Source organism: uncultured Nitrosomonas sp., assembly GCF_902826915.1.
GTDB lineage: Bacteria > Pseudomonadota > Gammaproteobacteria > Burkholderiales > Nitrosomonadaceae > Nitrosomonas.
On the sequence record NZ_CADEGP010000071.1, the window covers coordinates 1 to 14,009 of the forward strand.

Consider the following 14,009-nt stretch of genomic DNA (forward strand, 5'->3'; position numbering starts at 1 on the left):
AGGCTACACCGCTTTCTCCTCACTTGTCATACACCAGAAATAATCATAGCTCCATGAAGCGTAAGGGTGGGCGAAATAGAAGTCCGCATCCAGTTGTTTGCTGATCTCATCAAATCCGGCGAATTCCCGCCCGTTGTCGGAAGTAATCGTATGCCCCCGTCTTTCGCTCGACCAGGCTGACGATGGCCTGCCGGTGGTTCTTGCCGATGATGGTATCTGCTTCCCAGTCGCCGATACGACTTCTAGCATCGACGATAGCCGGACGTTGCTCAATGGATTGGCGGTTGGGGATGATGCCGCGCCGATCTGTCTTGCCATAACGCTTCCGACACTGCTTCTGACAGCGCAGATTCTTCCAAAGAATGCCACCGTCTCGTTTGTCGGCATAAACCCTCTGGTACACCGTCTCAATACTGATATCCGCATAGTTGCTGATCTGGTCTGGGCTCCATTGCAGCATGAGTTTCTCTTGCGCAAACTGCCAGGTTGCATCGTCTATCGCCCGCGCATTGATGGCTTTCCGCTCGACTGCTTTGTTATGCGCCTGTTTGGGGCGATAGCCACGCGCCCCGCAGTTACGAGCCAACTCTCGGCTGATAGTTGATACGCTTCGGTCGATGACGGTGGCGATCTCGCTTTGTGAATGTCCCGCTTTCTTCAAGGCGTATATCTGGTATCGTTCTTCTCGGGTTAGGTGTGTGTAGTTCATCTTTGCAATTTCGACTGGCTGGTCAAAAAGGCTCAGATGCTACCGCATCCAACCCCCAGGACCTGTGTTATTCAAAATTGCACTTCAAACTTGAATCCGCCTATTATTACATCATCATCCGCACCTGAAAATGACTTTAACCGTACAAAGTTCTTATGATATGTTATTCATCTTGCTGTTCGGGTTGCTAAATATCAATGCAAAGTGCTGCGAGGGAAAATATGGAAATGGATCGCAGCGTTGTGTGCCAAGTTTGTATCGAGAGGAGTGTGACGAATTGAAGCCAAATTCTGGTATTTGTAGAGCTGCACCGGACTGAGGATTAACGACTTCCGGCCAGGAAGAATCTGCTGACGCTGATCGATAGTAATTCGGTTTTCCACTGTTCCATTATTGGTCAACAGAAAAGAATTGTTTGGAACCGTATTCAGATACAATCTAAGGTTTTCACAATAACCATCTTCAAATAATTATTTTATGTCGTCAGCTAAGCAGGTTTCGCAAAAAATTGGTTTTGTCTCTCTGGGGTGTCCAAAGGCGTTGGTCGACTCAGAGCAAATTTTGACTCAGTTACGGGCTGAAGGCTATGAAATATCGGCATCATACCAAGATGCCGATTTAGTTGTGGTCAATACTTGCGGGTTTATTGACAGCGCTGTTGAAGAATCGCTAGATGCCATTGGCGAAGCTTTGGCAGAGAATGGCAAAGTGATCGTGACAGGTTGTCTCGGTGCAAAAGAAGATGGAGATGTTGTCAAAAAAGTGCATCCACAGGTGTTGGCGGTTACCGGGCCGCATGCGTTGCCAGAAGTCATGTCCGCCATACATGCGCATTTGCCACAACCCCATGATCCTTATATCAGTTTGATACCTCCGCAGGGAATCCGTCTGACACCGAGACATTATGCGTATGTGAAAATTTCCGAAGGCTGTAATCATCGATGCACGTTTTGTATTATCCCATCAATGCGCGGTGACTTGGTTAGCCGTCCGATTCATCAGGTGTTGCAGGAAGCCGAACACTTGGTAAATGCTGGTGTTAAAGAGTTGTTGATCATATCGCAAGATACCAGCGCTTACGGTGTGGATGTGAAATACCGTACTGGTTTTTGGCAGGGGAGACCGGTGAAAACACGCTTGACCGAGCTTGCACAAGCTTTGGGGTCGTTGGGAGTGTGGGTGCGGCTACACTATGTTTATCCATATCCACATGTGGATGAGGTGATTCCGCTGATGGCCGAAGGTAAAATATTACCTTATCTTGACGTGCCGTTTCAGCATGCAAATCCGCGCATTCTCAAAACGATGAGACGGCCCGCAAGTGCTGAGAATAATTTGGCTCGAATTCAACAATGGCGGGAAATATGCCCTGATATCACATTGCGAAGCACCTTCATTGTCGGTTTTCCGGGTGAGACCGAGGCGGAATTTGAAGATCTTTTAGCTTTTTTGCAGGAAGCGCAATTGGATCGCGTCGGTTGTTTTACGTATTCTCCCGTTGAAGGTGCTGCTGCCAATCAATTGCCTGATCATATACCCGAGGCAATTAAACAAGATCGTCGAGTGCGTTTCATGCAACAACAGGAAGAGATCAGTCGTCAACGATTAGCTGCGAAAGTAGGTCATACAATGACGGTCATGATTGACGAATTAACTGAGAGCCAAGTGATTGCACGGAGTAGCGCGGATGCACCGGAAATTGATGGATTGGTTTATGTGGAAAAAGCTGAACACCTGCTGCCAGGTGAATTCATTGAAGTCCAAATTACTGGTTCGGATGCTCATGATTTGTTTGCCGTCACGTTAAATCGCGATCCTTCGCATCATAGCAGCGGTTCGAAATAGGAAGTTTTTTATATTACCCGGAGAAATTTTGTGTGGCGTATTCCAGTAAATAGGAGTCTGAAAGCAATCGCTTCGCTGTGATTGTTTGTTCTATTGTAATTTCACCCAACCCTAAGAATTGATGCTGCTCGGAATACAATCGAACCAGTTTTCCATCCTTCATCATTCCACTGATGTTTTCCGGGCATAAAATATTGCGGCCTTGCTGAATATGCAATGCGTTCAATCGATCTAAAGTGATTGACGGATAACCATATAGTAAATAATCAATGGGTAATAAAGAATTGTTCCGTTCGGATAGACTCATGTTTTCAAGTGCGATTAAGGAATATGCTTGTGATAAATCAAAACGATCTATCGCTGTACGGCGTAAGCCAGTCAAATAAGCGCCGCCGCACCCCATTGCTTTGCCAATATCTTCAGCAAGTACCCGAATGTAAGTGCCAGTGCCGCATTGAATGCGTAACTGTAATTCATTGTGATTGAGTGATTGAATTTGAATCTCGTAGATGACTATTTCACGTGCTTGACGTTCAATGACTTCGCCATTTCTAGCATAACAATAGAGCGGCTTACCATGATGTTTAAGTGCGCTGAACATGGGCGGCATTTGTTTGATTCTGCCGATAAATTGCGTCAGTGTTTGTTGGCATTGTGTGAATGTTGGATTCGGAACAGTTGCTGCAGTCTGACTGATTGCGCCTTCCGCATCACCGGTTGTGCTCATGAAACCGAGTTTTAATGTTGCTTCATAGATTTTGCTAGCGCCTAGCAATATCGATGAGAATTTGGTGGCTTCGCCGAAACAAACGGGAAGTAATCCAGTTGCCATGGGATCCAGAGTCCCAGTATGCCCGCATTTGGCAGCAACAAATAATTGTTTTGCAGTTTGCAATGCTTTATTGGATGAAATCCCATAGGGTTTGTCCAATAATAAAACACCACTAATGTTACGTTTCTTGGGCTTAATCAAGCTACTTGATGGGGTATTAATGTGTAAATCAACTGAAATTGATTAGTTATCTGAATCTGTTGGATGAAGTGATTTATCTTGGGCAACGGCTTCGTCGATTAATTTTGATAAACGAAAACCACGTTCAACTGATTCATCATAAACAAAATGTAACTGTGGGACAAGTCGCAGTTTCATGCGGTGAGATAAATTTGAGCGCAGAAAACCTTTAGCGTGCTCTAAGCCTTCTTCTACTAGAGAGTTTTCATCCCGATGAACTAATGTGGTGTAAAAAATCTTGGCATGACTATAATCACGAGTTACTTCGACAGCCGTGATGGTGGTTTGTTTGACGCGCGGATCCTTAATTTCATTTTGTATTAAATCCGCTAACTCGCGCTGTATTTGATCGGCAATACGTAAACTACGGGAAAAGTCTTTAGACATGCTTTATGTTGTATAAACACTTACGATAGGAAGCGTGCAGTTTCGACAATTTCATAGACTTCCAGTTGGTCACCTACTTGAATATCATTAAAATTCTTGAGCGATAAGCCGCACTCAAAGCCTTCTCTGACTTCTTTAGCATCATCTTTAAAACGCTTCAGTGAATCGAGCTCGCAGCTATGAATTACCAAGTCATCTCGCACTATTCTGACTAATGAATTTCTTTTGACGATACCATCCAATACATAACACCCGGCTACTACGCCTACTTTAGGTATACGATAGACTTCACGAATATCAACCAGACCTAGAATATTTTCTTTACGTTCAGGTGACATCAAGCCTGAGAGTGCGGCTTTTATTTCGTCGACCGCTTCGTAAATAATGTTGTAATACCGCACGTCGACATCATTGGCGGCTATCAATTTGCGCGCGCCTGCATCTGCGCGAACATTAAAACCGATAATTACAGCTTTTGATGCTATTGATAGATTGACATCTGATTCAATAATTGCGCCCACTCCGCTGTGGATGATGTTAACTTTAACCTCATCAGTTGCAAGCTTCTGTATAGAATATGCCAACGCTCCGCAAGATCCTTGAACGTCAGCTTTGACGATCAAGGATAGAATTTTTACATCGTCTTGCTGATCAAAAACGCTTTCAAGTTTTGCGGCCTGTTGTTTTGCAAGTTTGACATCCCGGTATTTACCTTGACGGAATAATGCGATTTCTCGCGCTTTTTTCTCATCATCCAACGCAAGAACTGTTTCGCCAGCTTCAGGAACTTCGGATAAGCCCTGAATTTCAACTGGAATAGATGTTCCTGCTTGCTTAATAGTTTTGCCGTTTTCATCGGTCATGGCCCGCACCTTGCCAAACACTGCACCAGCCAGCAGAGCATCGCCACGCTTTAGCATTCCTGATTGCACCAGAATTGTAGCGACGGGTCCACGCCCTTTATCCAGGCGTGATTCAATCACGACGCCTTTAGCAGGGGTGTTAACTGGCGCTTTAAGCTCCAATACTTCGGCTTGTAATAATATGGTTTCCAATAAGGTGTCAATACCTTTCCCTGTTTTAGCCGAAACTTCAACGAACATTGTATCGCCACCCCATTCCTCAGGTAAAACCTCGTGGGCAATTAATTCCTGTCGAATGCGTTCAGTGTTTGCGTCAGGCTTGTCAATCTTGTTGATTGTCACAATGATGGGCAGCTTTGCCGCTTTTGCATGATGTATAGCTTCAATAGTTTGAGGCATAACACCGTCATCTGCGGCGACTACGAGAATGACAATATCGGTAATTTTTGTGCCGCGTGCACGCATTGCGGTAAATGCTTCATGACCGGGTGTGTCCAAGAAAGTAATCATGCCGTGATCAGTTTCTACATGGTAAGCGCCGATATGTTGGGTAATGCCACCAGCCTCACCGCCAGCAACACGCGTGCGACGGATGTAGTCCAATAATGAAGTTTTTCCATGATCAACATGCCCCATAACAGTAACTACAGGAGCGCGCGCAACTAGCTCTGCTTCAATTACTGTAGATTCACGGTCAGCGAGGAAACTCTCTGGGCTATCCAATTCGGCATATTTTGCAATATGCCCCATTTCTTCCACGACGATCATTGCAGTGTCTTGATCCAACATTTGATTGATTGTCACCATGCTGCCCATTTTCATCAATACCTTAATAACGTCAGCAGCTTTAACCGACATTTTCTGCGCAAGTGCACCCACGGAAATGGTTTCCGGCACCATAATATCGCGCACAATTGGTTCCGTCGGAGCGGAGAAGCCATGAATATTCTGATCTTCTGCATGTGTAGGCTTGCTATGCTTGTCTCTACGGGTTCTCCAACCTTGTCCGCTGCCAGGATCACCGTGGGTTTTAACACCTCGTTTCTTGGTATTTTCATCTTTCCAAACGACTTGCTGCTTGGTTTGCTTCTTTTTCTTATCTGCTTTTTCTTCAGGATTTACTGCCGGTTTATGTAATGTTCCGTCAGTCGAGCTGGATTGTGAATCTATATTGCTCTGTTGCTCAGTTTCATTGTTCTTGGCAGTAATTGGGTGCACACCATTTATTGGCTGAGTAGTACCTGAAGACTGTGGTATGGTTGTTGACGGGTTCTTTTCAGTAATTATTTCTGCTTCGACAGTTTTCTTTTGTGCAAGATCAGTCGTTTCTGTATTTTTCCGCGCCCTTTTTTGCTTTACTTCTTCAGCTTGGCGTGCAATTAGCTCCGCTTGTTTTCTTGCTTCTTCATTGCGCAAAGCCAATTGATCTTCATCAATGACGGATCCTGTAGTTGCTTGATTGGTAACATCCGTTGGTTTGCTTGCTGTTGCCGGTATAGTGTCAGCATCGCTAACCATCATTGGTTTTGTCAGGACGCGTCTTTTTCTAACCTCTACTTGAATGGTCCGTGCTCGGCCAGTACTGTCAGATTTTCGAATCTCGGAGGTTTGTCGGCGTGTCAGAGTAACTTTGTTTTTGGTCTCAGTTGTACCGTGTGTTTTTCTTAGATAATCAAGTAACAGAGCTTTATCTTGCTCAGTCAAACTGTCTTCTGCCAGCATTTTTTTTACACCGGCAGCCTTAAGTTGCTCCAGCAGTACTGCCGGTAGCAAACCCAGTTCATTCGCAAATTGTTCCACACTCATTTGAGCCATTTATAACCTTCCAACAATCAAAACTACAGACAGGTTCCACTATAAAATGAATAAATCGGCTAATCTATTATTAGCCAGTTATTAAAATCAAGTAAACCATGGTTCACGTGCTTTAATAATTAATTGATTTGCACGTTCAATATCAATACCAGTCATCTCAACTAAGTCATCAGCAGCTAAATCAGCCAAATCAGATTGGGTAATGATGCCCTTTGCTGCTAATTCTCGAATAATATCGATATCCATTCCTTCGATTGAAAGCAAATCTTCAGCAACATGTTCGACTTTTTCTTCGTTAGCGATAGCGTCTGTTAATAGTACATTACGTGCTCGATTTCTTATTTCATTGACTGTTTCTTCGTCTAATGATTCGATCTCCAGCATCTCGTTTAATGGGACATAAGCTACTTCTTCAAGCGAAACAAAACCTTCTTGCACAAGTATTTCTGCGATTTCTTCATCAACATCCAATTTTTGCATAAAAAGCTGATAGATTTGTGACGTTTCCTGCTCCTGCTTGGTTTTTGATTCCTCTACGGTCATGATGTTGATCTCCCAGCCCGTTAATTCGGAAGCTAAACGTACATTTTGTCCACCTCGGCCAATAGCTTGTGCCAGGTTATCATCATCGACTACAATGTCCATGCTGTGTCTTTCTTCATCAACCATAATACTGCTGATTTCTGCGGGCGCCAGTGCATTAATAATAAAAGTGGCAGGGTCATCGGACCACAGTACGATATCAACACGCTCACCTGCCAGTTCGCTAATAACTGCTTGCACTCTGGATCCGCGCATACCTATGCAAGTTCCAATTGGATCAACACGTTGATCGTTTGATTTGACAGCGATTTTGGCGCGCGACCCGGGATCGCGCGCGGCTACTTTAATTTCCAATAAACCTTCTTCAATCTCTGGAACTTCTAACTCAAATAATTTCATCAGAAATTCGGGGGAAATTCGTGAAAGTTTTAATTGCGGTCCCCTGGCGGCACGATCAACTTTGTATAAATAGGCGCGTACGCGATCACCGACGCGCAGGTTTTCTTTTGGTATTATCTGGTCGCGTGGTAATTCCGCCTCGATTTTTCCAGATTCAATAATGGCATTGCCGCGTTCCATGCGCTTGATTGTGCCGTTAATTAAATAATCTTCTCTTTCAAGAAAATCATTCAACGTTTGTTCGCGTTCAGCTTCACGAATTTTCTGGAAAATTACTTGCTTTGCTGCTTGTGCTCCGATACGCCCGAATTCAATCGGTTCCAGTGGTTTCTCAAGATAATCACCAACTTGGATATCGGCATCCGTTTGTATGGCATCACTTAAAGCAATCTGGCGCGCTGAATCTTCCACGGAATCGTCGTCTACAACCAGCCAGCGGCGGAAAGATTGATGATTCCCTGTTTCTCTATCGATTGCAATGCGAGCTTCAATATCTTCTTGAAACCGTTTCTTGGTGGCGGATGATAATGCAAGCTCCAAAGCTGTGAAAACAATTTCTTTTTCAACTGCTTTTTCGCGCGCTAATGCATCAACTAACAGTAATATTTCGCGGCTCATAATTCTCCAGTTAAATCCTTATCCTACAATTTTGGAACCAAACGAGCTTTTCCAAGGTTACTTAATTCAAGGTCTAATAATTTTCCTTCGATTTCAAGTTTTATTGTGCCATTATCCACTTCTCGTAAAATCCCTACAAAATTTTTTTGACCCTCTAAAGGAACGCGCAACTTTAATTTTACTATTTCTCCTTTAAACCGAAGAAAATCTGTTTCTTTTCGTAAAGGCCTATCTAATCCTGGTGACGAAACCTCCAATCGGCCATAATCAATATTTTCAACTGCTAGTAATCGGCTCAAATGGTTACTGATGGTCACGCAATCATCAATGCCAATACCTCCAACTTTATCTACAAATATTCTTAGCAATTTGTTGTGTGCTGATCGTTCCACTTCGACCAACTCATAACCCAAACCATTCAGAGTCGATTCCAGTAATTCTTCCAGTGCCATAGCTCCACCACAAATAAAAAATGGGCCGAAAAAGCCCATCGCATCTACTAAGCCAATTTTAACAAATATTTATAAAATATGGAATATAAACTTCGCAAAAGGGCAATGCCTTAGCGATTTCCGACGTTTCTATCCGTGTTTCTGCTTTCAGCCTTTTTGTGTGGCTATCCGCTTGATTCGCCTACTTTCGAAATAAGAATTCCATATCTATTGAGTGCCAGTGGTACAATCCTGATCCAGTATATTGAGCTGATTAGCACTGGAGATTAAGCATGCCGACCATTGAATCAATATTAAACGAACCCCGAGTTTTTCCACCTTCAAAAGAATTTGCCAGCAAAGCCAATTTACCCAGTTTTCAGGCATATCAAGCTTTATGTGCGGAAGCAGAGCAGGATTATTTAAATTTCTGGGCAAAACGGGCGCAGGAACAGATCGTATGGCATAAGTCTTTTACGCAGGTGTTGAATGATCAAGAGGCGCCATTTTTCCAATGGTTTAGTGATGGCATATTAAACGTTTCATATAATTGCCTTGACCGGCATTTAGAAACGCAAGCCGATAAGGTCGCTATCATTTTTGAATCCGATGAAGGAGAAGTTATACGCTCGACATACCATGATCTTCATCAACGTGTTTGTAAGCTTGCCAATGCATTGAAATCGCAAAATATCAAGAAAGGTGATCGCGTTATCATTTATATGCCGATGCGTATTGAAGCGGTTGTTGCGATGCAAGCCTGCGCACGTATTGGTGCAATTCATTCGGTGGTATTTGGTGGGTTTTCAGCTAAAAGTCTGCATGAGCGTATCCACGATGCCGATGCTGTAGCCGTTATTACGGCCGATGAACAGGTGCGCGGTGGTAGACGCAATCCGCTCAAATCAATTGTTGATGAAGCCATGAGTATGACTGACCCGATTTCTGTTCGATTGGTTGTAGTTTATCAACGAACAGGCGCTGATATTCGATTTAATCCCATGCGTGATGTCTGGTGGCATGAGTTGACGGAAAATGCCAGTTCCCAATGCGATCCCGAATGGGTGGGCGCTGAGCATCCATTGTTTACGCTCTATACATCCGGATCCACCGGCAAACCTAAGGGTGTTCAACATTCCAGTGCGGGTTATTTGCTTGGAATCAAAGAAAGTATGCAATGGATTTTTGACTATAAACCTACGGATGTGTTTTGGTGTACTGCGGATATCGGTTGGATTACCGGCCACAGTTATGTGGCCTATGGGCCTCTTGCGATGGGTGCTACCCAGGTAATTTTTGAAGGGATACCAACTTATCCTAATGCCGGGCGTTTTTGGGAAATTATACAGAAACACAAAGTTACAACATTTTACACGGCACCCACCGCAATTCGCTCATTGATTAAGTTGGGTGCGGATCTGCCACAACAATATGAGCTTTCATCGTTGCGATTGCTGGGCTCGGTCGGCGAGCCGATTAATCCGGAGGCCTGGATGTGGTTTTACGAAAAAGTAGGTCAGTCGCGTTGTCCGATCGTTGATACTTGGTGGCAAACAGAAACAGGCAGTCATATGATTGCACCAGCACCGGGTGCGGTTGCGCTCAAGCCGGGTTCATGTGCCTTTCCCTTACCAGGTATTTTTGCGGCGATAGTCGACGAAATTGGACATGATGTTGAAAATGGAAAGGGCGGTTTTCTGGTGATCAAAAAACCTTTTCCTTCGCAGGTGCGTACCCTCTGGCGTGATCCCGAACGCTTCAAAAAGACCTATTTCCCGGAGGATATGGGGCACGGCAAGTATTATCTGGCGGGTGATTCTGCATATCGTGATGCGGATGGCTATTTCTGGATCATGGGACGCACCGACGATGTGTTAAATGTATCCGGGCACCGGTTGGGGACGATGGAAATTGAATCAGCGTTGGTAGCGCATCCATTAGTTGCAGAGGCTGCCGTGGTTGGTAAGCCGCATGAAATCAAAGGGGAGTCTGTGATAGCTTTTGTGGTGCTGAAAGGCCACTATCCGCAGGGAGAGGAAATTGCGCAAATTACCCATACCTTGCGTGAGTGGGTGGCCAAAGAGATTGGTCCGATTACCAAGCCGGATGAAATTCGTTTTGGAGAAAATCTACCGAAAACTCGATCTGGTAAAATTATGCGTCGGCTATTACGTACGCTTGCTAAGGGCGAAGAAATTACCCAGGATATCTCCACGCTGGAGAATCCGGCCATTCTTGAACAATTAAAATATCCATCAAAATAACTTTAAAAATCGCATGATCCGAACAAAAGGTTTCGAAAAACCGGAGAGATATGTCACTACCACTTATTACCGATTATGAATATGGCATTAGTGCTATTGATGCTCAGTTTCATCGTCCTAGGCGGGCAGCGATACACCTGATTGTAGAAAAGGGAGTGGCCGCGCTGGTGGATACTGGTACGTCCTTTTCTATTCCAGGCGTGGTCGCAGCGCTCAAGCATAAGAATATTGCCACTGAAGACTTGGCCTACGTAATTTTGACGCATATTCATCTTGATCATGCCGGTGGTGCTAGTGAATGCATGCGTCTGTTCCCGAATGCCAGGCTGGTTGTTCATCCGCGTGGTGCGAGTCATATGGTTGATCCCGCGCGGCTGGTCGCAGGCGCAATAGGTGTTTATGGGGAAGCGGAATTTAGGCGCGTGTATGGTGAGATTTATCCGATTGACGCGAACCGGATTATTGAAGCACCGGATGAAAGCCGGATTGATCTGAATGGCCGCTCATTGTTATTTCTCGATACGCCTGGTCATGCACGTCATCATAATTGCATTTATGACGAACGCAGTCAGTCTTTTTTCACCGGTGACACGTTCGGTGTTTCGTATCGTGAATTCGATGTCAATGGGCTGGAATTTGTATTTCCGACCACTTCACCGGTGCAATTTGATCCGGTAGCAGCGCATGCCTCAATCGATCGCGTCATGGGATATCAGCCGCGCTATGCTTATCTGACACATTATAGTCAAATCGCTAACTTAGCGCATCACGCGAAATCGATGCATGACTTGATTGATGCGCATGTGGAGATTGCTCAGGTTGTAAAGCATGATGAAACGAATCGGCAATCTGTTATTTCAGATGCTTTGAGTAAATTATTATTACAACGATTATCGGAGCATGGCTGCCGATTACCGCAAGTTGAGATCGATGAACTCCTGAGCTCGGATATCCGGTTGAATGCACAGGGATTGATTCATTGGCTCGATCATCCGGTAGAGCGATTTAAACGTTTATAGCGTGTGTGTCCGTTACCACTTGTATTTACAAAAAATAGTTTTCTGCAATTCATGAATAATAAAATAGAGTTAATGCGATTGAAATGTTCGCATTAACTCCATTTAGATTAGAAAATTTTATGCAAGAATTGTTTCTGTCGAATGGTGCTCCTTGGTTTTTAATGTGCCATGTGCCATGGCAATCACCAAATAATTCGCGTAAGCTGCGAGAATTACATCCGAAATAGTCCATTCCATAACAATTCCTGGCAATTCATACAGCGATAGAACGCCAAAGAAAGTACCGCTGATAACTAATGCTGACAAAATGATAATATGACTTGTTTTCATAAAAATCTCCTTGACTGGGGTTTATTCAAGTTATTTAAAATAACTTTGTAATCGTAATCATACGAGACATTGCTTCACAAAAAGTTCACATATATTTCACGCTTAATTCACATTCTTTTTTCAGAAATGTAATATATTTCTTATAATATTGAAAAATAACGAATTATTATTTTTGTAGAAATACGAGAATCGAGTAGAAAAATACAGAGATCTTTGTAAAATTCGCTGGATTCGTTGAATTTTGCAAAGGTCTCACTTTTTATGATAACTGTACCAATACCCATATTCGGGTATTTTTATAGGGAGGGCTTATGTTGTGTAACGTCTTATGGTAATTTTCCCAGGGGTGCTGTCACTCAGTCTCATCCAGCAATTACCAGAATCAAGAATTGTCCCAGGTGGAGCATAGCAAACAGTAGTTGTTATTGGTTTTTATAGCGAATCATGGTGTACGGTTCTTGGGGTTATTTAACGGATTTACGTGTTCTATTCACTAAATTAATGGCTATGTTTATACGCCATTAAGGTTAGGCGTGCTGAATGTGCCAAGTCGCATTTTCATGGTGTCGCTTACTCGCTGCCATGCAGGGGATGAGCCGTTAATAGCTGAATATTATGCCCAGAAGCAAGTGCTGGATCAATTATTGCAGAAGCTACCAGGGCGATCGAAGGAAGTTCGGCATTCTGGAAGGAACTAGGTTTTATTTTGCTGAACAGCTACAACAGCATGATCGATAGCGATCCGATCGGGTTTTTACTTTTATCTGCATGTGTTACGCAGTGATTTTTACCAGCAACAAAGTGGCGATGTCATGACGCCCATTCGCCAAGATTATAAAGGCATATTGATTAGTAATTTGGGTTATGCTTGGCGAGGAAGCGGATAGGGATTTCGCTACAGGAAAGTGGATGCAGTAGTTTCCGGTACCAGTTTCTTGGTAAACCCCGATTGCCGACGCGGATCAAAGCGGGCACAGCGCTCAATCAACCCGATCCGGCGACATTATATATTTGTATGCGCAAAGATATATACTGATTACCCGGAATTAACGACATCATGAGTGTCTAAAAATGCGTTTACTTTCAAGTTTTTTTCTCAGCTTTCTACTAATCGGGTGCCTATCGATACCATCGGATATCGCACCGGTTGACGGATTTGAACTCGATAAATATTTGGGCAAGTGGTATGAAATCGCCCGGCTTGATCATTCATTTGAACACGGACTCGATCGGGTAACCGCGGAGTATTCTCTGCGAGACGACGGCGGAGTCAAGGTCATCAATAAAGGTTTTTCGAAAGTGAAAAATAAATGGAAAGAAGTGGAGGGCAAGGCTTATTTCGTGAGAAAGCAACAAGAAGGATACTTGAAGGTTTCTTTCTTTGGCCCTTTTTATGGCGCGTATATCGTGTTTGATCTCGATCAGGAAAACTATCAATACGCTTTTGTGACCAGCTATGACAAATCGTATCTATGGTTGTTAGCAAGGACGCCCACGGTTAGCGAAGAATTGATCCATCGGTTTGTGCAACAATCCAATGCATTGGGTTTTGCAACCGATCAGTTGATCTTCCCAGAACAAAATTGAATCAATCCGTTGGATTGATATTTTGCCGATTCAAATATGAAGTGCAACGCCTGATTTTAAGAATACCTGATTAGGTGTTTGGTATCCAAGCCGTTTTCTAGGTCGATTGTTCAATCTTTCCATTGCTGTATTCATTTCCTGTTGTGTAATAGTGGTGAAGTCCCTGTTTTTGGGGAAGTACTGCCGA

Annotated in this window: 11 protein-coding genes; 4 read left to right on the top strand and 7 right to left on the bottom strand. The window is 43.8% G+C overall.

Annotated features, from left to right (window positions below; translation table 11 throughout):
• Window positions 1-109: 109 nt before the first annotated feature.
• On the bottom strand, window positions 110-709 hold the full coding sequence (locus QZV86_RS11450) for an IS30 family transposase (protein ID WP_295628099.1): 600 nt from the start codon (window positions 707-709) through the stop codon (window positions 110-112).
• A 477-nt stretch (window positions 710-1,186) separates the two neighbouring features.
• On the opposite strand from QZV86_RS11450, the gene rimO reads away from it, so the two are divergent.
• Window positions 1,187-2,554, top strand: coding sequence for a 30S ribosomal protein S12 methylthiotransferase RimO (gene rimO / locus QZV86_RS11455; protein ID WP_295628102.1), 1,368 nt, complete (start codon window positions 1,187-1,189; stop codon window positions 2,552-2,554).
• Window positions 2,555-2,567: 13 nt separating this feature from the next.
• Here rimO and truB read toward each other — a convergent pair whose 3' ends face one another.
• The 5 genes from truB to rimP form a co-directional block, all read right to left on the bottom strand.
• Entirely contained in the window at window positions 2,568-3,527 is a 960-nt protein-coding gene (gene truB, locus QZV86_RS11460; RefSeq protein WP_295628105.1) for a tRNA pseudouridine(55) synthase TruB, read from the bottom strand.
• A gap of 42 nt (window positions 3,528-3,569) precedes the next feature.
• Window positions 3,570-3,953 carry a 30S ribosome-binding factor RbfA gene (rbfA, locus tag QZV86_RS11465; protein ID WP_295628108.1) on the bottom strand — a complete coding sequence of 128 codons (384 nt, stop codon included), beginning with the start codon at window positions 3,951-3,953 and terminating at the stop codon, window positions 3,570-3,572.
• 20 nt (window positions 3,954-3,973) lie between these two features.
• Complete coding sequence (infB, locus tag QZV86_RS11470) at window positions 3,974-6,631, bottom strand: translation initiation factor IF-2 (RefSeq protein ID WP_295628111.1); 2,658 nt, start codon at window positions 6,629-6,631, stop codon at window positions 3,974-3,976.
• An 87-nt stretch (window positions 6,632-6,718) separates the two neighbouring features.
• On the bottom strand, window positions 6,719-8,191 hold the full coding sequence (gene nusA, locus QZV86_RS11475) for a transcription termination factor NusA (RefSeq protein WP_295628114.1): 1,473 nt from the start codon (window positions 8,189-8,191) through the stop codon (window positions 6,719-6,721).
• Between the two features lie 23 nt (window positions 8,192-8,214).
• Entirely contained in the window at window positions 8,215-8,643 is a 429-nt protein-coding gene (gene rimP, locus QZV86_RS11480) for a ribosome maturation factor RimP (protein WP_366925700.1), read from the bottom strand.
• Window positions 8,644-8,915: 272 nt separating this feature from the next.
• On the opposite strand from rimP, the gene acs reads away from it, so the two are divergent.
• Together acs and QZV86_RS11490 are read left to right on the top strand one after the other, a co-directional pair.
• Complete coding sequence (acs, locus tag QZV86_RS11485) at window positions 8,916-10,886, top strand: acetate--CoA ligase (RefSeq protein WP_295628119.1); 1,971 nt, start codon at window positions 8,916-8,918, stop codon at window positions 10,884-10,886.
• A 50-nt stretch (window positions 10,887-10,936) separates the two neighbouring features.
• On the top strand, window positions 10,937-11,905 hold the full coding sequence (locus tag QZV86_RS11490) for an MBL fold metallo-hydrolase (protein ID WP_295628122.1): 969 nt from the start codon (window positions 10,937-10,939) through the stop codon (window positions 11,903-11,905).
• A gap of 117 nt (window positions 11,906-12,022) precedes the next feature.
• Here QZV86_RS11490 and QZV86_RS11495 read toward each other — a convergent pair whose 3' ends face one another.
• Window positions 12,023-12,235: a C4-dicarboxylate ABC transporter gene (locus QZV86_RS11495; protein WP_295628125.1), complete on the bottom strand. Its 213-nt coding sequence runs from the start codon at window positions 12,233-12,235 to the stop codon at window positions 12,023-12,025.
• Window positions 12,236-13,306: 1,071 nt separating this feature from the next.
• Between QZV86_RS11495 and QZV86_RS11500 the strand changes: the two genes are divergently transcribed.
• Window positions 13,307-13,822, top strand: coding sequence for a lipocalin family protein (locus tag QZV86_RS11500; RefSeq protein WP_295628128.1), 516 nt, complete (start codon window positions 13,307-13,309; stop codon window positions 13,820-13,822).
• Window positions 13,823-14,009 lie beyond the last annotated feature (187 nt).

What these genes read in the sequence shown, in the direction of transcription:
- QZV86_RS11450 (WP_295628099.1), bottom strand. Translation starts at nt 709, where the DNA reads ATGAACTACACACACCTAACCCGAGAAGAACGATACCAGATATACGCC.
- rimO (WP_295628102.1), top strand. Translation starts at nt 1,187, where the DNA reads ATGTCGTCAGCTAAGCAGGTTTCGCAAAAAATTGGTTTTGTCTCTCTG.
- rbfA (WP_295628108.1), bottom strand. Translation starts at nt 3,953, where the DNA reads ATGTCTAAAGACTTTTCCCGTAGTTTACGTATTGCCGATCAAATACAG.
- infB (WP_295628111.1), bottom strand. Translation starts at nt 6,631, where the DNA reads ATGGCTCAAATGAGTGTGGAACAATTTGCGAATGAACTGGGTTTGCTA.
- nusA (WP_295628114.1), bottom strand. Translation starts at nt 8,191, where the DNA reads ATGAGCCGCGAAATATTACTGTTAGTTGATGCATTAGCGCGCGAAAAA.
- rimP (WP_366925700.1), bottom strand. Translation starts at nt 8,643, where the DNA reads ATGGCACTGGAAGAATTACTGGAATCGACTCTGAATGGTTTGGGTTAT.
- acs (WP_295628119.1), top strand. Translation starts at nt 8,916, where the DNA reads ATGCCGACCATTGAATCAATATTAAACGAACCCCGAGTTTTTCCACCT.
- QZV86_RS11490 (WP_295628122.1), top strand. Translation starts at nt 10,937, where the DNA reads ATGTCACTACCACTTATTACCGATTATGAATATGGCATTAGTGCTATT.
- QZV86_RS11495 (WP_295628125.1), bottom strand. Translation starts at nt 12,235, where the DNA reads ATGAAAACAAGTCATATTATCATTTTGTCAGCATTAGTTATCAGCGGT.
- QZV86_RS11500 (WP_295628128.1), top strand. Translation starts at nt 13,307, where the DNA reads ATGCGTTTACTTTCAAGTTTTTTTCTCAGCTTTCTACTAATCGGGTGC.